The 19,311-nt window shown below is 71.0% G+C and carries 19 protein-coding genes; 4 read left to right on the plus strand and 15 right to left on the minus strand.

The genetic code is table 11. The annotated features are described in order from the left end of the window. The first annotated feature begins 88 nt into the window (after positions 1-88). Entirely contained in the window at positions 89-637 is a 549-nt protein-coding gene (locus NBY65_RS17415) for a cupin domain-containing protein (protein ID WP_150044680.1), read from the plus strand. A 584-nt stretch (positions 638-1,221) separates the two neighbouring features. Here the strand turns inward: NBY65_RS17415 and NBY65_RS17420 are convergent. Genes NBY65_RS17420 through NBY65_RS17430 form a run of 3 tightly spaced genes read right to left on the minus strand, consistent with a single transcriptional unit; the run spans position 1,222 to position 4,078 of the window. Beyond that, positions 1,222-2,409, minus strand: a complete 1,188-nt coding sequence (locus NBY65_RS17420) for an MFS transporter (RefSeq protein ID WP_150044677.1) — start codon at positions 2,407-2,409, stop codon at positions 1,222-1,224. Between the two features lie 56 nt (positions 2,410-2,465). Then, positions 2,466-3,230: an SDR family oxidoreductase gene (locus NBY65_RS17425; RefSeq protein ID WP_150045463.1), complete on the minus strand. Its 765-nt coding sequence runs from the start codon at positions 3,228-3,230 to the stop codon at positions 2,466-2,468. Positions 3,231-3,259: 29 nt separating this feature from the next. Further along, on the minus strand, positions 3,260-4,078 hold the full coding sequence (locus tag NBY65_RS17430) for an SDR family NAD(P)-dependent oxidoreductase (protein ID WP_250265690.1): 819 nt from the start codon (positions 4,076-4,078) through the stop codon (positions 3,260-3,262). A 114-nt stretch (positions 4,079-4,192) separates the two neighbouring features. Here NBY65_RS17430 and NBY65_RS17435 point away from each other — a divergent pair, with 114 nt between their 5' ends. The 3 genes from NBY65_RS17435 (at position 4,193) to NBY65_RS17445 (ending at position 6,380) form a co-directional block, all read left to right on the plus strand. After that, entirely contained in the window at positions 4,193-5,143 is a 951-nt protein-coding gene (locus NBY65_RS17435; RefSeq protein WP_150045461.1) for a GlxA family transcriptional regulator, read from the plus strand. A 73-nt stretch (positions 5,144-5,216) separates the two neighbouring features. Further along, positions 5,217-5,567 (plus strand): ArsR/SmtB family transcription factor, encoded by a 351-nt coding sequence (locus NBY65_RS17440; RefSeq protein ID WP_150045460.1) that lies wholly within the window; start codon positions 5,217-5,219, stop codon positions 5,565-5,567. 66 nt (positions 5,568-5,633) lie between these two features. Further along, on the plus strand, positions 5,634-6,380 hold the full coding sequence (locus NBY65_RS17445; protein WP_150045459.1) for an SDR family NAD(P)-dependent oxidoreductase: 747 nt from the start codon (positions 5,634-5,636) through the stop codon (positions 6,378-6,380). 104 nt (positions 6,381-6,484) lie between these two features. On the opposite strand, the gene NBY65_RS17450 is transcribed toward NBY65_RS17445, so the two are convergent. The 12 genes from NBY65_RS17450 to NBY65_RS17505 all read right to left on the minus strand — a co-directional run bounded on the left by NBY65_RS17450 (position 6,485) and on the right by NBY65_RS17505 (position 19,310). Then, a complete protein-coding gene (locus NBY65_RS17450; RefSeq protein ID WP_150045458.1) occupies positions 6,485-6,919 on the minus strand; it encodes a GNAT family N-acetyltransferase in 435 nt (144 codons plus the stop codon). Positions 6,920-6,991: 72 nt separating this feature from the next. Beyond that, positions 6,992-8,206, minus strand: a complete 1,215-nt coding sequence (locus NBY65_RS17455) for a patatin-like phospholipase family protein (protein ID WP_150045457.1) — start codon at positions 8,204-8,206, stop codon at positions 6,992-6,994. Between the two features lie 40 nt (positions 8,207-8,246). Continuing rightward, on the minus strand, positions 8,247-11,315 hold the full coding sequence (locus NBY65_RS17460; RefSeq protein ID WP_150045456.1) for an efflux RND transporter permease subunit: 3,069 nt from the start codon (positions 11,313-11,315) through the stop codon (positions 8,247-8,249). Next, on the minus strand, positions 11,315-12,391 hold the full coding sequence (locus tag NBY65_RS17465; protein WP_150045455.1) for an efflux RND transporter periplasmic adaptor subunit: 1,077 nt from the start codon (positions 12,389-12,391) through the stop codon (positions 11,315-11,317). Before NBY65_RS17465 ends, NBY65_RS17460 begins: the two co-directional genes overlap by 1 nt. Before the next feature lie 70 nt (positions 12,392-12,461). Then, positions 12,462-14,087 (minus strand): complex I subunit 5 family protein, encoded by a 1,626-nt coding sequence (locus NBY65_RS17470; RefSeq protein ID WP_150045454.1) that lies wholly within the window; start codon positions 14,085-14,087, stop codon positions 12,462-12,464. Beyond that, positions 14,084-15,586: a complex I subunit 5 family protein gene (locus tag NBY65_RS17475; protein WP_150045453.1), complete on the minus strand. Its 1,503-nt coding sequence runs from the start codon at positions 15,584-15,586 to the stop codon at positions 14,084-14,086. Before NBY65_RS17475 ends, NBY65_RS17470 begins: the two co-directional genes overlap by 4 nt. After that, positions 15,583-15,900 (minus strand): NADH-quinone oxidoreductase subunit K, encoded by a 318-nt coding sequence (locus tag NBY65_RS17480; RefSeq protein WP_150045452.1) that lies wholly within the window; start codon positions 15,898-15,900, stop codon positions 15,583-15,585. The genes NBY65_RS17475 and NBY65_RS17480 overlap by 4 nt, the downstream gene beginning before the upstream one ends. After that, complete coding sequence (locus NBY65_RS17485; protein ID WP_150045451.1) at positions 15,897-16,835, minus strand: hydrogenase subunit MbhD domain-containing protein; 939 nt, start codon at positions 16,833-16,835, stop codon at positions 15,897-15,899. Before NBY65_RS17485 ends, NBY65_RS17480 begins: the two co-directional genes overlap by 4 nt. Continuing rightward, positions 16,832-17,125 carry a monovalent cation/H(+) antiporter subunit G gene (locus tag NBY65_RS17490; protein WP_150045450.1) on the minus strand — a complete coding sequence of 98 codons (294 nt, stop codon included), beginning with the start codon at positions 17,123-17,125 and terminating at the stop codon, positions 16,832-16,834. The genes NBY65_RS17485 and NBY65_RS17490 overlap by 4 nt, the downstream gene beginning before the upstream one ends. Beyond that, entirely contained in the window at positions 17,122-17,376 is a 255-nt protein-coding gene (locus NBY65_RS17495; protein WP_150045449.1) for a sodium:proton antiporter, read from the minus strand. Before NBY65_RS17495 ends, NBY65_RS17490 begins: the two co-directional genes overlap by 4 nt. Next, positions 17,369-17,863, minus strand: a complete 495-nt coding sequence (locus NBY65_RS17500; protein WP_203330738.1) for a Na+/H+ antiporter subunit E — start codon at positions 17,861-17,863, stop codon at positions 17,369-17,371. Before NBY65_RS17500 ends, NBY65_RS17495 begins: the two co-directional genes overlap by 8 nt. Further along, positions 17,853-19,310, minus strand: a complete 1,458-nt coding sequence (locus tag NBY65_RS17505; RefSeq protein WP_203330737.1) for a GntP family permease — start codon at positions 19,308-19,310, stop codon at positions 17,853-17,855. Before NBY65_RS17505 ends, NBY65_RS17500 begins: the two co-directional genes overlap by 11 nt. Position 19,311: the final 1 nt, after the last annotated feature.

Genomic DNA, 19,311 nt, shown 5'->3' on the forward strand with positions numbered 1-19,311 from the left:
GGTGGCCATGGCGCTCCCGGTCCGGGCTGGCTTGTCACCACCGAGACTGGAAACTAAAGTTGCCGGAGTCAAGCAAGGGGGCGTGGCCATGGAGGTCAGCATCCCGGCCCGGTTGCGGGCCATCCGCGCGGCCCATGGCCTGACCCAGCGTGACCTCGCGCGCCGGGCCGGGCTGAGCCATACGGCGATCGCCCGGATCGAGCGCGGGGCGATGAGCCCGACCGTGGCCTCGCTGCAGAAGATCGCCGCCAGCTTCAACCTGCCGATCACCGCGCTGCTCGGCGAGGATGGCGGCGCGCCGGAGGGGATCTTCTTCCGCCGCGAGGACCTGACGTGCCTGACCTTCGGCGGGCATACCATCCGCCAGATCGGCCGCAACCTCAGCCGCCATGCGCTGCAGATGATGGAAGACACCTACGCGCCGGGGGCCGATACCGGCGAGGCCATGCTCAGCCATGCCGGCGAGGAGGCCGGGCTGGTGATCCGGGGCGAGCTGGAGGTGACGGTCGGCGACCAGGTCAGGGTGCTCGGCCCCGGCGAGGCCTATTTCTTCGAAAGCCGCATCCCGCATCGGTTCCGCAACATCGGCACCGAGACCTGTGTCGTGGTGGCGGCGGCCACGCCCCCGAGCCTGTAGCCCCGGCCGTGCCAACCGGCGCCGGGCTGGAAACTATCGTGATCCTGTTGGCGGGGTTTCACCCCGCACCCGACCAGGGCTCCGCCCTGGACCTGCCAAGGGCTTCGCCCTTGGAACCCATGAATTTTTTGGGCAGCGCCAGCGCCCTGGCCCTTCATCGGGCGCCCAGGGTCGAAGGGGGGGCAGGACGAGCCGGGCGCCGTCCTGCCGGTTGGGACTGTCCCGCCGGTGCCTTTGCGGTGGTACCGGGCGCCACCGGGCGGCTCGACGGCCTGGCACCCGGTGGTGTGGACGGACGGGTCCAGCCGCGCACGTCGGCCCAGATATCCCCTTCCTCGGGCTGCAGCGGCGCGGGGGCCGGGGCCGGGGGCGGAGGTTTCGTGAGCTGTGCCTGGGCGGTCGCCACGGAGCAAGCCAGGAAAACCCCGATGGAAGCGGTCAACAGGAAGGATCGGGCCATCATCGCTTATGTAACGGAATCCATGCGGGAAATTGGCTGCGGGTGCCGTACGGGAGCATGAATTCCGCCGTTGCGCCCGAGTCAAGCGCCGCGGCCCTGCCCGGGCCGGGCGCCCTCCGCCGGCTCAGGCCGTGCAGCCCGAGGGCACGCCGCCCCCGCACCGGCCGCGGACCAGCAGGCTCGACCAGGCCAGGCCGAGCAGCAGTGCCGAGGCGCCCAGCACGCCGCCGGCCCCCAGGCGCGGATAAAGCTGGCCGGCGAGTGCGGCCCCGGTGGCCATGCCGGTGAAGATCAGCGAGGCGGTGAGGGCCAGCCCGATGCCCCGGTGGGCCGCCATCACCTCGGCCACGCGGCGCTGCTGCGAGGGCCAGAGGATGTCGGTGGCGAAGGCCCAGACCACCAGGGCGGGAAACAGCACCGCGAGGTGGCGCGGCAGCACGCAGAGCAGGGCGATGTCGGCCAGCAGCAGGGCGATGCCTGCTGCCAGCAGCCGCCCGGCGTCGTGGCGCGTGGCGAGGCGGGTGACCACCAGGTTGCCCAGGATGCCGGCGATCCCCAGCACTGCCAGCGCGATCGAGGTCATGCCCTCGTCGGCGCCATAGGCGTCCCGCAGCGCCGGGCCGATCACCGACAGGCTGGTGTAGACCCCGGCGGCAAGGAAGAACGCCACCAGCAGCGCCGCCACGTTGCCCCGGTCCGCCAGCAGCCGCGCCATGGTCCGCAGGCTGGTGCCCTCGCCGCTGGCCCCTTCCGGCACCCGGGCCCGCATCAGCAGTGCGGTGAGCAGCCCGGTGGCGCCGATCGCCGCGAACATCACGCGCACGCCGGCATGCGTTGCCAGCCACGCCGCCAGCGGCAGGCCGGCCACGCCCGCGACGCTCAGTCCCAGCAGCACGGTGGCGATGGCCGCGCCGCGCAGCTGCGGTGCCACCAGATCGGCGGCGAGCGCGCCGAGCACCGGCCCGATCAGCGCCGCCCCCAGCCCCATGACGATGCGCGCCGCCACCAGCACCGGGTAGTCCGGTGCCAGCGCCAGCACCAGCGCGGCCAGGCTGAAGATCGCCAGCCCGGTCAGCACCTGGCGGCGGCGGGCGACATGGCCGATGGCCACCTGCAGCAGCGGCGCGGCGAGGGCGAAGGTGATGCCGAAGGCCGTCATCAGGAAGGTGCCCTGGGCGAGCGAGAGCTGCCAGGTCGCGGTGATCGGCAGCAGGGCTGCGATCACCGCCATGGCACCGGTCGCCTGCACGAAATAGGCGAGGCTGAGGATGCGCAGCGCGGTCAGGCTGCGCGCGGGAAGGGCGGGGGGCATGGGGGGCTCCGGCAGGGGGGGCGCCCGCCACAGGTGGGCGGGCGCGGTGCGGTGGGTCAGGCGGCCACGGGGATGGGGCGGGCTACCAGCGAGAGGTTGAACTGGTTGACCAGGGCGTGCTCGCCGGGGCCGGGATTGGCGCGGGCCGGACGGACGCGCTCGACCAGCACTTCCTCGGCGTCGGTGGCGAGGGCGGCCATCGTCTCCGCGATGAAGGCATCGAGCGGCATGGCGCGGTCGTCGCCGCTTTTGTGGATCAGGTCGGTATCCACCCAGGGCGGGGCAATTTCCTGCACGCGCACATTGGTCTCGCGCAGCATGAAGCGCTGCGACAGCGCATAGGAATGCAGTGCCGCCTTGGTGGCGGAATAGACCGCCGTCGCCGCCAGCGGCAGGAAGGCCAGCACCGAACTGGTATACAGGATGGTCGCGCGCGGCTGGTGCTTCAGCGTTTCGATCAGCGCCGAGGTCATGCGGATCGGCCCGAGCAGGTTGGTTTCGATCAGCCGCCGCGCCGCCGCGTCGTCCATTTCGGCGGAGGCATCGTCGAAGGTCATGATGCCGGCGTTGTTGAGCAGCACGTTCAGCGTGGGCTCTTCCTGCCGCAGCCGTGCCGCCACCGCCTCGATGTCGGCCGGGTCGGTGATGTCCAGGCGGATGCCGCGCAGGCCCGGATTGGCGGCGGCGACGGCATCCAGCAGATCCTGCCGCCGGCCGGAGATGATCACCCGGTTGCCGCGCCGGTGCAGCGCCTCGGCGAGGCCGCGACCGATGCCGGAGGTGCCGCCGGTGATGAAGATGGTGTTGCCGGTCAGGTCCATGGTCTTTGCTCCCAGGGGTGGAGAGGGGGTCAGGCGGCCCGGTGCAGGCCGTAGCGGGGGGCGGGGGCGGTCGCGGACAGGTGCGCCGCCATCGCCGTGCGGGCGGCTTCGAAGCGCTGCCATTCGGTGATGTCGGCCAGCGCCGGGATGGTGACGACCTCGCCCTGGTCGAAGCCCGCGAGCGCGGCGTCCACCATGTCCTCGGCGCGCATGGTGATGCCGGGCGGCAGTTGCTCCAGGTTCAGCCCGCCGCGCGGCCAGAACTCGGTCGCGGTGGCGCCGGGCAGCACCGCCTGCACGCGGATGCCCTTGCCGCCCAGCTCGTGCTGCAGCGAGGTGGTGAAGGCGTGCACGAACGCCTTGCTGCCGCCATAGACGCCGTTCAGCAGCTCCGGCGCGAGGCTGACGATCGAGGCGATGTTGATGATCGCGCCGGTGCCGCGCGCCACCATGCCCGGCGCCACCGCATAGGTCAGGCGGGTGAGGGCGATGACGTTCAGCCGGATCATCGCTTCCATCGTGTCGACGTCGCTGTCCAGCAGCGGCGCGAAGGTGCCGAAGCCGGCATTGTTCACCAGCAGTGTCACGCTGGCGTCCCGGCGCAACGTCGCCTCCACCCCGGCCAGCGCGGCGGGATCGGCGAGATCGGCGGCGAGCACCTCGACGGCGCGTCCGGTTTCGTTGCTGATCCGCTGCGCCTGGGCCGTCAGCCGGTCGCGGCTGCGGGCGATCAGGATCAGGTCGTGGCCGCGGCGGGCCAGCCGGTCGGCATAGATCGCGCCGATGCCCGAGGACGCGCCGGTAACGACGGCCGTGCCCTTGTCGCTGTGGGTGTCGTTGCGGGTCATGTCGGGGGCTCCATCGTTTGCTTGCGATGGCCGGACCGTAGGCCGGCTTCCCCATGGCCGAAATGACGTATAACATACGTTTTCAGGACATCGGCTGACGCAGGAGGGACCCACATGCCGCAGGTGGGATTCGTCATCTTCCCGGACTTCCAGGTCGCCGCGCTCTCCGCCCAGGCGGCGTTCGAATTCGCCAACCTGGTGGCGCGGGAGCCGTTCTACACGCTGGTGCTGACCTCGATCCCCGGCGGGATGGTGCGCAGCTCGCTGGGTTTCCAGGTGGAGACGCAGGCGCTTGCCACGCATCCGTCCTTCGACACGCTGATGATCACCGGCGGCAACCTGCCCAATGACCGGCTGACGGCGGCGGATCTCGCGGTGATCCGCCGGCACAGCGCGGAGGCCCGCCGCACCGCCGGCATCTGCACCGGCGCCTTCGTGCTGGCGCAGGCGGGGCTGCTGCGCGGGCGCCGCGCCACCACCCACTGGCTGTTCGGCCGGCAGATGCAGCTGCGCTTCCCGGAGGTCGAGGTCGAGGAGGACCGGATCTTCATCAATGAAGGCCCCATCTGGACCTCGGCGGGGATGACCGCCGGGCTCGATCTCGCGGTGGCGATGGTGGAGAAGGACCTCGGCGCGGAGGTGGCGCGCTCGGTCGCGCGCAAGCTGGTGATGCACCATCGCCGCGCCGGCGGGCAGTCGCAGCATTCGGAATTGCTGGAACTCGCGGCCAGTTCCGACCGCATCCAGAAGGCGCTGATCTACGCGAAGGAAAATCTCGGCCAGGCGCTGACGGTGGAGCGGCTGGCCGAGGTGGCCAGCCTGAGTCCGCGCCAGTTCAGCCGCGCCTTCCGCGCCGAGACGGGCCAGACGCCGGCCCGGGCGATCGAGCAACTGCGCCTGGAGGCGGCCCGCATCCTGCTGGAGGACAGCCGCCATCCGCTCGATGTGGTGGCGCGCGAGACGGGGTTCCTGGACCCGCGGCGCATGCGCGAATCCTTCCTGCGCGTCTACGGGCAGCCGCCGCAGGTGATGCGTCGGGCGGCACGGGAACGCAGCGCCGCGTAGGCCTGCGGTTCCGCTTCCCGGCCCGTCCGGTCCCGGGACTGTGAATGCCGTCCCGATACGCTAGATTTCCTGCATGATCAGGACCCCGCCTCTGACCAGGCCTTCGCGGCGCAAGCAGGTAGCCGACGCACCATCCCGCCTGTCTGACCGGCAGTTCGCCGCGATCGCAAGGGCGCTGGCGGACCCCCGGCGATACGGCATCATCAGCGAGATCGCGTCGGCCCCCGGCCCCTTGCCGTGCTGCGCCCTGAAGGCGGCCGAGGCGGTCAGCGCCGCCACTATTTCACACCACATCAAGAGCCTGGAGGCAGCCGGGCTGATTGCCGTCGTCCGCGAGGGCAAGTTCGCGCGCCTGACCTTCCGGCGCGACACCTTCGAGGCCTACCTGCGGCAGCTTGCCGGCGCCCTGCGACCGCCGCCTTGACATCCGGCCAATGCGGAACACTTAGACACCCATCTAACTATTATCCGCAAAGGTCGAAGCAGAGCGATGAGCAAGCTGGCAGGCAAGGTGGCCGTCGTCACCGGCGCCTCGAAGGGAATCGGCGCCGGGATCGCCAGATCGCTGGCGGCCGAGGGCGCCGCGGTGGTGGTGAACTATGCGAGCAGCCGCGAGGACGCCGACAAGGTGGTCGCCGACATCGTGGGCCAGGGCGGCAAGGCGGTGGCGGTGCAGGGAAGCGTCGCCGTGGCCGCCGACGTGGACCGGATCTTCGCCGAGGCACGGAGCGCTTTCGGAAAGGTCGATATCCTCGTGAACAACGCCGGGGTCTACCGGTCCGGCCCGATCGAGGAGGTCACCGAGGCGGAGTTCCACCGGCAATTCGACACCAACGTGCTTGGCCTCCTGCTCGCGACCAAGGCGGCCGTTGCCCAGTTCGGCCCGGACGGTGGCAGCGTGGTCAATATCAGCTCGCTGGTGACCCGCCTGACGCCGCCGGGTTTCTCCATCTATAATGCCACGAAGGGCGCCGTGGATGCGATCACGCGGAGCCTCGCCAGGGAACTCGGCCCCCGCGGGATCCGTGTCAACGCCATCAATCCGGGCGTGGTCGAGACGGAAGGCACCCATGCCGCGGGCATCATCAGCGGCGGTTTTGCCGCGCAGGCGGCGCAGCAGACGCCGCTTGGCCGCATCGGACAGCCGGCCGACATCGCCTCCGTCGCGGTGTTTCTTGCCTCCGACGACGCCCGCTGGGTGACCGGCGAAATCCTGTTCGTCTCCGGCGGCATGTAGCTGTTCCCGCGTGCCATCGAAACCGGGGTGAAGACGGATGGACGGCATACGCGTGTGCCGTCCATCCGTCGGCGGTTCTGCTGCGGGGCGGATCCCGATACCGCCTAACGGAAGCGCTTTTGGAAGAAGATACGGCTATGTCCGGGCGGATAATCTTCGATTTCGCCGAAGCGTATGAATCCTGATTTTTCGTAGAAGCCGGGCGCCTGATAACTGAATGTATCGACCCAGGCGCCGATGCAGCCACGTCGGGCGCCCTCGTTTTCTGCCAGCCTCATCACTTCGGACCCCAATCCCGAGCCCCGATAAACCTCCGGAACAAAAAGCAGCTCTATCGTTAGCCACTTCCAGGATGTTCGGCCCCAAAGCCCGCCGACGATTGTACCCTCGGTGGGCTCCTTGATGAGCACGGCAAGGGGAGTGCGTCCGTGCTCCCCCGCCCGGCCAACATTGAAGGCCAGAAGCGGGTCCAGAATGCAACTGCGCGCCACCTCGTCAGGCGTGCTGGTCAGTATGAGGTCCGGCTTGACAGACACCATGCCCGATAGCCCGCATTTTCATGCCGATTACGCCACAGACGGCGACCAGCGTCCAGACGGTGAAACGCCCTCTCAACGAACGGGATCGGGCCGCGAAGCCTGGCCTTCCTGCGCAAATCCCGGCGGCCTCAGCCGCCACGGATAGCCGTTGCGCGCCTTCTCATACCCGTACTCGAACAAAGCCCTCATATAGGCGGGTTCGAACGACTGCCTGTGCTCCATCTGGAAGTCCGCGTCGATATAGGCCAGCCGGAAGCCGATGTGATCGCGTCGTGTCGTCTGGTAGATCCGCACCACGTCGTTCAGCCCGCTGAAATGGATCATCGTCGAGATCGAGCGCGCGGCGATGCGCATCAGCCGGCGTTCGGTGCTCGCCCATTCGGGGTCCATGCGGGCGTTGCGGATGACATAGGCGATCCGCTCCCGCTGGATGCCACGGTCGCGCAGGCGGCGGCCGAGTTGCAGCGAGGGCGGGTAGAGGAAGACCTGCGCCGTGGCGCCGCCGTCCACGTGCATTTCCTGATACTGCCGGCCGCTGCTTTCAACATCGATCATCACCGGCGGGAAGGCGCCGGGGATCGAGGCGGAGGCGAGCAGGATGCTGCGGAACAGTGCCAGCGCCTCGGGATGGCCGCTGGCGGCGATGGCGCCGATGTTCCACAGCACAGGGCGTTGCAGGTCCAGGTTGGTGGTGCCGATCAGCAGCAACCGTCCCTTGGCGTATTCGCGGGCGATGGCGGCCAGCATGTCTTCGTTGGTATAGCGGCTGATCAGGCGATAGAGCGGCGCGGTATCAGCCAGTGCCTCGCCGAACAGCAGCGCCGAGCCCAGCCAGCGCAGCAGCACGATGTCGCGGCGCGCGGAACCCGTGTAGACCTCGCGCAGTTGCGTGTCGTAATCCGGGCCGAGGAAGGCGAACGGCGCGGTCAGCGCGCCGGTGGAGATGCCGGTGACCACCTGGAATTGCGGGCGCGTGCCGGCCGCACTCCAGCCCACCAGCAACCCGGCCCCGAAGGCGCCGTCGTCGCCGCCGCCGGAGATGGCAAGGAAGCTGGTCGTCGGACGGCGCCCGTCCGGGCCGGGCGGCGTGGTCGCGGCCTCGCGTTCGGACAGCCGGATGACTTCCTGCAACAGACCTTCCGGGCTGCGGTCGACCCAGAACCGGGCATTGGGGAGACCGAGCACCGCGATCGCCTCCGTGTCCGGGCCGGGCGGCGCCGGCACCCGCGTCAGCGCGCAGGCGGCCGGCAGGACCAGCAGCAGCATCGCGGCGAGCCAGCGCGCCATCGCCTCCCCCCATGACGGAGCCGGGGCGGGCGCCGCCGGTTCAGTCGCCGTGCGCCTCCGCCATGGTTTCCGTGCGGGCGGCGGGCTCGCGCACGCGGAACCAGGTGACGTAGAGCACCGGCAGGAACACCAGGGTCAGCACGGTCGCCACCAGCAGCCCGCCCATCACCGCGATCGCCATCGGACCCCAGAAGATCGTCGCCGCGATCGGGATCAGCCCGAGCACCGTCGAGATCGCCGTCAGCGTGATCGGCCGGAACCGTGACAGGCTCGCCGCGATCACCGCGTCCCAGGGGCCGCGGCCCTCCGCTTTCTCCGTCTCGATCTGCTCGATCAGGATCACCGCGTTGCGGGCGATCAGGCCGAGCAGCGAGAGGATGCCGAGGATGGCGACGAAGCCCAGCGGCTTGCCGAAGATCAGCAGCGCCGCGACGATGCCGATCAGGCCGAGCGGCACCACGCTGAGCACCAGGAACAGCAGGTTGAAGCTCTGCAACTGGATCATCAGGAAGGTGATCATCAGGAACAGCATCAGCGGGATCACCGCGACCACCGAGGCCTGCGAGCGCTGGCTTTCCTCCACGGTGCCGCCGACCACGACGCGATAGCCGGCGGGCAGCTCCGCGTTGAGCGTCCCGATCGCCGGTGCCAGCGCGTCGACCACCGCCTCCGGCAGTTCGCCCGGTGCCACGTCCGCCTGCACGGTCAGGGTGGGGACGCGGTCGCGCCGCCAGACCAGCGGGTATTCCTGTTCGAACTCGAAGCTCGCCAACTGGCTGAGCGGCACCGTACGACCGTTCGGCAATGCCACCTGCAGGCTGCGCAGCGTCGCCAGCGAGACGCGCTGCTCGTCGGTCGCGCGCGCCAGCACATCAACCAGATAGATGCCGTCGCGCACCTGCGTCACCGGCGCGCCCGACACCACGCTGTTCAGCACACTGGCGATCGCCTGGGAACTCAGGCCGAGCAGCCGCGCCTGGTCCTGGTCGATGCGGATGCGCAGCTTGCGCCCCGGCTCCATCCAGTCGAAGTTCACCCGCCGCACGCCGGCATGCGGCGTCATTACCGCGGCGACGCGCAGTGCGATCTCGCGCACCTCGCTCGCATCCGGGCCGCTGACGCGGTACTGCACCGGCCAGCCGACCGGCGGGCCGAGCCCGAGCGGCGACACCCGCGCGACGACGCCGGGGAACTGCTCCGCCAGCACCGTTTCCAGCTTCGCTTCCAGCCGCTTGCGCGCGGCGATGTCCTTGGCGACGATGACGGCCTGGGCGAAGAAGTCGTTGGGCAGCTGCACATCAAGCGGCAGGTAGAAGCGGATCGCGCCGCGCCCGACATAGGTGCTCCAGTGATCGACATCGGGATCGGCCTTCAGCACCGCATCCAGCCGCGCCGCGGTGGCTTCGCTGGCGTAGATGGACGCGTTCTGCGGCAATCGCAGGTCGACCATCAGGTCCGGCCGGTCGGAGGGCGGGAAGAACTGCCGTGGCACCAGCGGCACGGCCAGCAGCGCGCCCACGAAGCAAACCAGGGTGATGCCGAGCGTGAGCCAGCGCAGCCGCATGGCGCCGACCAGGAAGGCGCGGAAGCCGCGCAGCACCCGCCCCGGCTGGTCGGCGACGCGATCGGGTTTGCGCAGGATCGCCACCCCGAGCAGCGGCGTGAACAGCACCGCGACGATCCAGGACAGGATCAGCGTGATGCCCACGACGGCGAAGATCGAGAAGGTGTATTCGCCGGCAGAGCTGCGCGCGAAGCCGATCGGCACGAAGCCGGCCGCCGAGACGAAGGATCCGGTCAGCATCGGGAAGGCCAGCGACTGGTAGGCGAAGGTCGCCGCCGTTTCCTTGCTGTCGCCCTGCGCCAGCCGCGAGGTCATCACGTCGACCGTGGTCATGGCGTCATCGACCAGCAGGCCGAGCGCGATGATCAGCGCCCCGAGCGAGATGCGTTGCAGGTCGATCCCCGCCGCCTCCATGGTCGGGAACACGATCGCCAGGGTCAGCGGGATCGACAGGGCGACCACCGCCCCGGCACGGAAGCCGAGCGAGAGGAAGCTCACCCCCATGATGATGGCGATCGCCTGCCACAGCGAGGTGGTGAAGTCGGAGATGGCGTGGTCGACCACCACCGGCTGATCGGCCACCAGGAACGGCTCGATGCCGACCGGCAGGTCGGCGGTGATCTCCTGCATCGCCTTGCGGACATTGCGCCCGAGCGTGAGGATGTCGCCGCCCTCGCGCATGGCGATGGCGACGCCGATCCCGTCCTGTCCGTTCACCCGGAACAGCGGCTGCGGCGGATCGGCGGTGCCGCGGTGCACCTCGGCGATGTCGCGCAGCCGGATCAGCCGGCCGCCCGAGACGAAATTGACCGCCAGGATGTCCTGTTCCGACTCAAAGGCGCCGGAGATGCGCAGCGTCAGCTTCTCGTTGCCGGTCTGCACCGTGCCGGAGGGCGCCACCGCGTTCTGCGCCTGCAGTGCCGCGATCAGGGCGGCGCGGTCGATGCCCAGGCCGGCCAGCTGCTCCACCGAGAACTCAACGAAGATGCGGTCGTCCTGGGCGCCGAGGATCTCGACCTTGGAGACGTCGGGAATCCGCAGCATGCGCGAACGGATCGCCTCGGCATGGTCGCGTAACTCGCGATGGGTGAAGCCATCCGCGGTCAGGCCGTAGATGATGCCGAAGGTGTCGCCGAACTCGTCGTTGAAGCCGGGACCCACCACCCCCGCCGGCAGGGTGTGGCGGATGTCGCCGATGCTCTTGCGCACGTGGTACCAGATGTCGGGTACCTCGCGCGCCGGGGTGGCGCCCTTGAGGTTGACGAAGATCGTGGTGATGCCGGCGCTGGTGTAGCTGCGCAGGAAATCGAGGCTGGGCGTCTCCTGCAGCTTGCGTTCCAGCCGCTCGGTCACTTGGTCCAGCGTGTCCGCCAGCGTCGCACCCGGCCAGGCCGCCTGCACCACCATGGTCTTGATGACGAAGGACGGGTCCTCGTTGCGGCCGAGCCGCACGAAGGACAGCAGCCCGGCCACGGTCGCCGCGAGCATGCAGTAGACGATGAAGGACCGATGCTCGAGGGCCCATTTCGACAGGTTGAATGTCATCAGACCTGCGGCCCGAGCAGCCGGACCTTCTGGCCGGGATGCAGCGCCTGCACGCCGGCGACCACCACGATCTCCCCGGGCTCCAGCCCGTGCGCCACCACCACCGTGCCCGGATCGAAGCGCAGCAGCTCGATGTTGCGCAGCGCGACAGTGAGGTTGTTCGGATCGACGATCCAGATGGCCGGTTGCTGGTTTACCCGTGTCAGCGCCGAAGCTGGGATCGAGACCACCGGCGCGGTGTCGATCTGCACGCTGCCACTCACGGTCGAGCCGAGCCGCATCGCCCCAGGCGGATCGGCGAGCCCCACCCGGACCAGGAAGGTCCGCGTCACCGGATCGGCCTGCGGCGCCACTTCCCGCACCCGCCCGCTGGCCACGATCGCCGCGTCATCAGTCAGTCGCACCGTCACTTCGGAATCGGCGGGGGCGGAGCGCAGCAGCGACGCGGGCACGTCGAACACGGCGTCGCGCCCGCCCTGCCGCGCAAGCTGCACGATCATCTGGCCCGCTTGCACCACCTCGCCCGGTTCCGCCCCGCGCGCCGTCACCGTGCCGGGGGCATCCGCGACCAGCACCGTGTAGCGCACGCGGCGCCCGGCGATGCGCAGTTGCGCCTCTGCGTCGTCAACCGCGGCCTGGGCATTGAGCATGGCCTTCTCCGCAAGGTCGAACTGCGCCCGCGGCGTGTGCCCGGTGGCGAGCAAGGACCGCTGCCGCTCGAAGGCGGCACGGGACTGGGTCAGTTGCGCCTGCGCGGCACTCAGCGCCGCCTGCGCCGAACGCAGGCCGTTCACCTCGGTCTCCGGATCGAGCTTGGCGAGCACCTGTCCCATCTCCACCCGGTCGCCGATATTGACGGAGCGCTCGATCATGCGCCCGGCGATGCGAAAACCGATCGAGGCCTCGTCCTGCGCCTGCACATGGCCGGTCAGTACCACCATCTCGCCGGCCGGCTGGCTGGCGGCGACGATCGTGCGCACCGGCCGCACCTCGACGATCTTCGTTGCCGGCTCCCGATCGCAGCCGGCCAGCAGCGCCACGGCCAGGGAAACAAGGCACACACGCGATCTCGCCATGACGGGCCTGCCCTTGGATGCTCGCGTGGAGCGTATCGAAGCGAACAGACGCACCGCCATCAAGAGCACGTCATGGATGCACCAGCAACGTCGCGCCCAGCACCGTCATCACCGCCAGGAGCAACAGGCCCGCCACGGGCCATGCACGCAGGCGACGCTCCACGCCCTCGACCATCGCGCCCCAGGTAACGGCCCGCCACACAGCCGATTCGCCAAATACCACGATGTCACCTGCGGGAATGCGCGGCAGGCGCGGCCACCAACGGCGGTGCGCGAGCACCAGCACGCCGCCGAGCAGCACCGGCCAGACATCGCCTGGACCCACCACCGGGGCCAGCGCCCAGGGGACCACAAGGGCAAGGCCGGCGGTGACCAGCCACGCGAGGGCCGGGGCGTTGCCCCGGACCCCACCAGGAGGCTTTGCCTCCTGGACCTCCACCAAGGGCAAAGCCCTTGGATCCCGGCGCGCCGCGAGCACCAAAACCCACAGGAAATGCGCCATCAGCACCGTCGTCGCCACTGCCGACGCATCGCCCAGCCATCCGGCGACTCCGTCCCCGAGCACCGGCTTGATTGCAAGCTTTGCCAGCGCCCCCCCCGTCAGCGGCAATCCTCCGAGGCCCAGCGCCAGCACCGTCGCCAGCGGCAGCACCAGCCACGCACGCCGCGCGCCGATGCCCACCGCCATGAACAGCGCGCCTTTCGCCAGCGCGTGGTGCAGGGCGTAGAACGCCGCCGCGATCAGGGCGCCACCATTGCCCGTCTGCAAGGCGAGGCCGAGCACCGCCGCGATCACGCCCATCTGGCTCACGCTGGAATAGGCCAGCACGGTTTTCGCGTTGTCCTGCGTCAGGCCGATCGCGGCGCCGTAGAACGCCGTGACGAAGCCGATCGCGGCGAGGGCCTCGCCCCAGCCGGGCGGGGATGCGGCGAAGGGCAGGAAGCGGATCAGCCCAATGATGCCGGTCTTGATGATGGCGCCGCTGAGCACGGCGGAGGCCGGCGTCGGCGCCGCCGGATGCGCGAGCGGCAGCCAGACATGCAGCGGCACCAGCCCGGCTTTCAGGCCGAAGCCTGCGATCAGCAGTGCCAGCGCCGGCGTGCTCCAGGGCGCGCCCGGCAGCGCTGCCACCGTCTGCGACACCAGCAGGCTGCCACCCGGCGTGCCCTGCGCCAGCAGCACGAAAGCCAGCAGCAGGAACACTTCGCCCAGGATCGCCAGCGCCAGGGTGATGGCACCGGCGCGGCGTGCGCCCGGCGTGCCGTCATGCACGATCAGTCCGTAGGCGGCGAGGCTGACCAGCGCGAAGGCAAGGTAGAAACCCAGCAGGTCAGCGGCGACGAAGACGCCGAGATTGCCGGCCAGCGTCAGCAGCCAGAACAGCGCGAAGCGCCCGCACTGCGGCGTGCGGCCCAGCCAGGGCGTGGCATAGGCGGCGGCGCAACTCCACAGTAATGCCGAGACGCCGAGCAACATCGCGCCGGGCCGGTCGAGGGCAAGGACCATGCGGAGCTGCGGGAAGTCCAGCGCCAGGGTGGTGTCGGCACCGGCCAGCAGCGCCGCCGCCAGCCCGGGCAGCGGGGCCAGCACCAGCAGCGCCGGCAGGCCTTGCCGCAGGCGCCGCATGAGGCAGCAGGGCAGCAGCGCCAGCGGCAGCAGCGGCGTGGCCAGCAGCAGCAGCCCTGTGCCGGTCATGGCAGTGCCACCGTCATCAGCTCCGGCCGCCCGATGCGCAGCAGGCCGAAGGCGCCCAGCGGCAACAGCCCGATCAGCACGGAACAGAGCGCCAGGGCCAGCACCACGGCTTCGCGGCCACGGGATACGCGGGCGCGCAGGTGTGGCGGTTCGGCGGCGCCGCCGAGTGCCGGGGCGAGGATGCGGAAGACGTAGCCGCCGGCGAGCAGTCCGCCGCCCAGCACCACCAGCGCCCACCACCATTGGCCGCTGGCGATGGCGGCGCGCAGCAGCAGCCATTTCGCCGCGAAGCCGCCGCTCGGCGGCACGCCGACCAGCGACAATCCGGCAAGCCCGAGCGCGAGCACGGTCATCGGCAGCACCCGCGCGAGGCCGGCCAGTCCGGCGATGCGGTCATGGCCGAGCGCGCCGGCCACCAGCCCCGCCGCCAGGAACATCGCCGCCTTCGCCAGGGCGTGTGAGATCGCCTGCAGCAATCCGCCGGTCCAGGCAACGAGGTTCCACGTCGGCGAGGTGCCGGAGGCCAGCGGGAACAGCAGGAACAGGTAGCCGATCTGCGCCACCGTGGACCAGGCGATCAGCGGCTTGAGCCGCGCCTGGCGCAGCGCCAGCACGCCGCCAACCAGGATCGCCCCGGCGCCCAGCGCGGCCAGAAACTGCGCCGCGCTTTGGGTGAAAACGCCGGGCATCGCGTCGAACCACAGGCGCACGATCAGGAAGAACGACGCCTTGACCACCAGGGCCGACAGCACGGCGCTGGCGGCGGCGGGCGCGCCGGCATGGGCCGGCGGCAGCCAGAGATGCAGGGGGAACAGCGCGGTCTTGGCCAGGAGCCCGGTTGTCATCAGCGTCGCCGCGATGGCGGCGGTGGGGCCGGGCTGGATGCGTTGCGCCAACAGCGCGATGTCGAGCGTGCCCCAGGTGCCGTAGACCAGGGCCGTGCCCAGCAGATACAGCACCGAGCCGAGCAGCACGAACAGCAAATAGCGCAGCGCCGCCGCCAGCGTCGCCGCGCCGCCGTCGAGGCAGACCAGCGGCAACCCCGCGAAGGTCAGCAGCTCCAGCCCGACATAGAGGTTGAACAGGTCGCCGCCGACGAACACGGCGGTCAGCGCTGCCCACAGCGCTGGCAGCAATGTCCAGAACACCAGCGGCCGGCGGGCCTCGACGACATCGGGTGGGGTGCGGAATCCGTCCCGTGCCACCAGGGCGGTGGCGCCAATCACCAGCGCCGTGGTCACCAGCATCGCCGCCGAGAATCCGTCGGCGCGCAGGGCGATGCCGAGCGGCGGCACCCAGCCGCCGAGCAGGTAAACCAACGGCGCGCCGGCACCTAGCACGCTCGCGGCGATGGCCAGGGCGACGGCCAGCCCGGCCGGCAGCAGCAGCAGCGTGATGCGCTCCGCATGGCGGCCGCCGGGCAACGGTGCGGCCAGCGTGGCCGCCACCGGCAGGACCAGCGCCAGCACCAGCAGGTACCCGTTGACGGTGGCGGTCATGCCGCGTCCTCGTCGTGATCGGGCGCCGCTTCGGCCAACGTCACCGCGCCGGTTTCCTGAAACAGCCGCAGCACCAGCATCACCGCCAGCGCGGTGGCGGCGAAGGCGACGACGACGCCGGTGATCACCAGCGCCTGCGGCACCGCGTCGGCGGCGCCGCGGCGGGCGATGCTGCCGAAGATCAGGAACACGCCGGCGCCGATCAGGTTGAAGGCGACGATCTTGCGCAGCAGATGCGGCGTCGTCACCAGCGCGAACAGGCCCAGTCCTACCAGTGCCGCGCCGCACAGCCCGAAGACCGGGACGGCGCTCATGGCGCGTCCCGCGTGGGCGGTCCTGCCACCAGCATCGCCAGCGTCGCCGCGATGGAAAGCGTCAGCGCCGCCTCGATGGCGAGGATCAGCGGCTTGGCGGCGGCCTGTGGATAGGCCAGGAAGGCGCCGGCAAGGCCGAAGCCGGCGAGCCCGACCAGCAGGAACAGCACCGGCCCCGCCGCCAGGGCGAAACGCAGCCATAGCCGGCCGATCGGCGGCGGCTGTGCGCGCCCGGCGAGCCACGCCAGCAGCGCCATGGCGGCCAGCATCGTGCCGCCCTGGAAGGCACCGCCGGGCGCGGTGGCGCCGACCCAGACGAGGTGGATGCCCAGCAGCAGCCCGACCGGCGGCAGGATGCGCGCCAGCAGGACCAGCGCATCGTCGGTGCCGGGCCGGCCCGGCGGGACGGGCCGCTCGTTCCAGGCCGGGTCGGGTGCCAGCGACCAGACCCCGTACAGCGACAGCAGCAGCACCACCGCTTCGAGAAAGGTGTCGAGGGCACGATAGGCGAGCAGCACGCCAGTTACAGGATTGCCCAGGCCGGTGCGCGGCAAGTCCGCCATCACCGCGGGCGCCAGGGTGGGGGCCGGATCGGGCAGCGTCAGCAGCACCCCCGCCAGCGCCACCGCGACCAGGGCGCTGAGCAAGGCCGCCGGCCATCGCGCGGGCAGGGGGGCGGCCGGCGTGGAGGGGGCAGCCTCGCCGAGCCGCGTGGACGCGGTCAGCAGCAACACCCCGGTCACGCCGCTGCCGATGGCGATCTCCGTCAGTGCCACGTCCGGGGCCTGCAGCCGCACCCAGGCGAGGCCGAGCAGCACGCCGCAGCCGATGAAGCCGATGACGGACGCCAGCAGCGCCCGCGTCGCCACCGTCCAGCCGGCCACCGCCAGCAGCAGCAAAGCGAGGCCGGCGTCGAGGACCGGATCGAGGCTCACGCGGAGGGCGGTCCGCCGCGCGCGGCCCGGGCGATCATCTGCGACACGGTGCCGCCCGCCAGCAGCACCAGGACCCAGACCAGGACCAGCTTCAATGCCTCGGCCAGACTTCCGGTGCGCGGCAGCAGGCCGAGCACGATCAACCCCAGGCCGAGATTGTCCGCCTTGGCCAGCGCATGCAGCCGGGTCAGCGTATCGGGGAAGCGCAGCAGCCCGACCGTGCCGGCCACGAAGAACACCGTCCCGAGCGACACCGCGACGATGGTGAAGCCGTCGCGCAGCAGCATCATCGGCGAGGCGTCCCGCCGTCGCCGCCCTGTGCGAACGCCGCCGGGGCCAGGGCCGCCAGCACGGCGAGGGTCAGCGCGATATCCGGGCCGCTCGCCGCCTCCAGCAACAGCACCACCGCGATGCTGCCGGTGCCGAGCAACTGCACCGCCAGCATGCGTTCGGCCGCGCCGGGGCCGCGCCGCAGCCGCAGCAGCCCGGCCGCCACCGTGGCGAGGACGACCAGGGCGGCGGCGGTGAGGAAGTCAGCCATGGCCCAGCGCCCGCGCGAACCGCGCTTCCTCCGTGGCGAGCCGGGCCAGCACCGGCTGGCCGGTGTCGAGGCAATGCACGGCCAGCGTGGCGCCGTCATCGGATCCGGCGGGGACGCTGCCCGGCAGCAGGCTGCTCAGCGTGGCGAAGGCCGCGCGCGCCGGGCCGGGCGGCAGCGCCCAGGGATGGGCGAGGATACCGGGGCGCAGCGCCAGCGTCGGGGCGAGGGCGCGGCGGGCGACGTCTATCCCCGCCGCCAGGGACTGCACCGGGAAGCGCAGCACCAGCCCGGCTAACGCGGGCAGGCGCAGGCGCGCCGGACCCGCCGGCGGCAACAGGCGCAGGCTGGCCCAGGCGGCGAGCCCGGCGGCCAGGATGCCCACCGGCATGTCGGCGGCGCCGCCACCCGACAGCACCAGCCAGAGGCCGAAGCAGCCGCCCAGCCGCGTCGCCAGCGCCACGCCGGCAGGGGAGGGGTCAGAAGGCACCGAACAGCGTGCCCAGCACGATCACCGTCGCCAGCGCCAGGATCGCGCCGAGGATGCAGACCATGACGATGTCGAGGTAGCTCTCGCGATGGGTGGAGCCGCACACCGCCAGCAGCGTCACCACCGCGCCGTTGTGCGGCAGGCTGTCGAGCGTGCCGGCGCCGATCACGGCGACGCGGTGCAGCAGCGCCGGATCGATGTGCAGTTGCGCCGCCAGGGCCATGTAGGTCGGCCCGAGCGCCTCCAGCGCGATGGTCATGCCGCCGGAAGCGGAGCCGGTCAGTGCCGCCAGCACGTTGGTGGCGAGGGCGAGCGAGACCAGCGGGCCGCCGCCGATGCCCAGCACCCATTCGCGCACCAGGGCGAAGGCCGGCAGCGCCGCCACCACGCCGCCGAAGCCGACGAGGCTGGCGACGCTGAGCGCGGGCAGCACCGAGGCATTGGCGCCGGCATCGGCGGTGTCGCGCAGCGCCGGCAGGCGCGTGCGGTTGGCCAGCACCAGCACCAGGATCGCCGCGGCCAGCGCGGTCGCCACCGACCACACCCCGCCTACCGCGGCCAGCGTGGTCGGGCCCCAGCGCGGTTCGGCCAGGAAGCCGGCGTCGAGGCGCGGCAGCACGACGAAGGACATCACCAGGTTCACCGCCACCACCACGACCAGCGGCAGCACCGCCACGAGGACGGGTGGCTTGCGCTCGCCGCGATGCCCGTGCTGCATCTCCGCCGGATCGAATTCCCGTGCCGTAGTGGCGCGCTCGCGCACCAGCAGGTCTTCCGCCACTTCTCCTGGCAGCAGCGGCGGGGCGGCAGCACCGTTTTCGCCGGCACGGGCGGCGCGGGCGCGGGCACGTTCCAGCCACCACAACCCGAAGCCGAACATGATCGCCGCGGCGATCAGGCCCAGGCCCGGCGCGGCGAAGGGGGTGGTGCCGAAGAACGGCATCGGGATTGCGTTCTGCAGCGCCGGCGTGCCCGGCAGCGCCGACATGGTGAAGGTGGAGGTGCCGAGCGCCACCGCGGCCGGCATCAGCCGGCGCGGGATGGCGGCGGCCTGGAACAGCGCCTGCGCCATCGGCGCCAGCACGAAGAAGGCGACGAACAGGCTGACGCCGCCATAGGTGACCAGCGCGCCGGCCACCACCACGGCCAGGATGGCGCGGCGCGGCCCGAGCTTATCCGTCATGAAGGCGGCGATCGCGGCGACCGAGCCGCTGTCGTCCATCAGCTTGCCGAACAGGGCGCCGAGCAGGAACAGCGGGAAGAACTGCGCAAGGAAGCGCGCGGCCCCGCCCATGAAGGTCTGGGTCCAGTGCGCGAGCAGAGGCTCGCCGGCGAACAGCGCGGCCAGCAGCGCCGCGGCCGGTGCCAGCAGCAGCACGCTCCAGCCGCGGAAGGACAGCCAGACGAGAAGCGCGAGTCCGAGCAGGATGCCGGCGAGACCGATCATG

This window comes from Rhodovastum atsumiense (assembly GCF_937425535.1).
In the GTDB taxonomy this organism is placed as follows: domain Bacteria; phylum Pseudomonadota; class Alphaproteobacteria; order Acetobacterales; family Acetobacteraceae; genus Rhodovastum; species Rhodovastum atsumiense.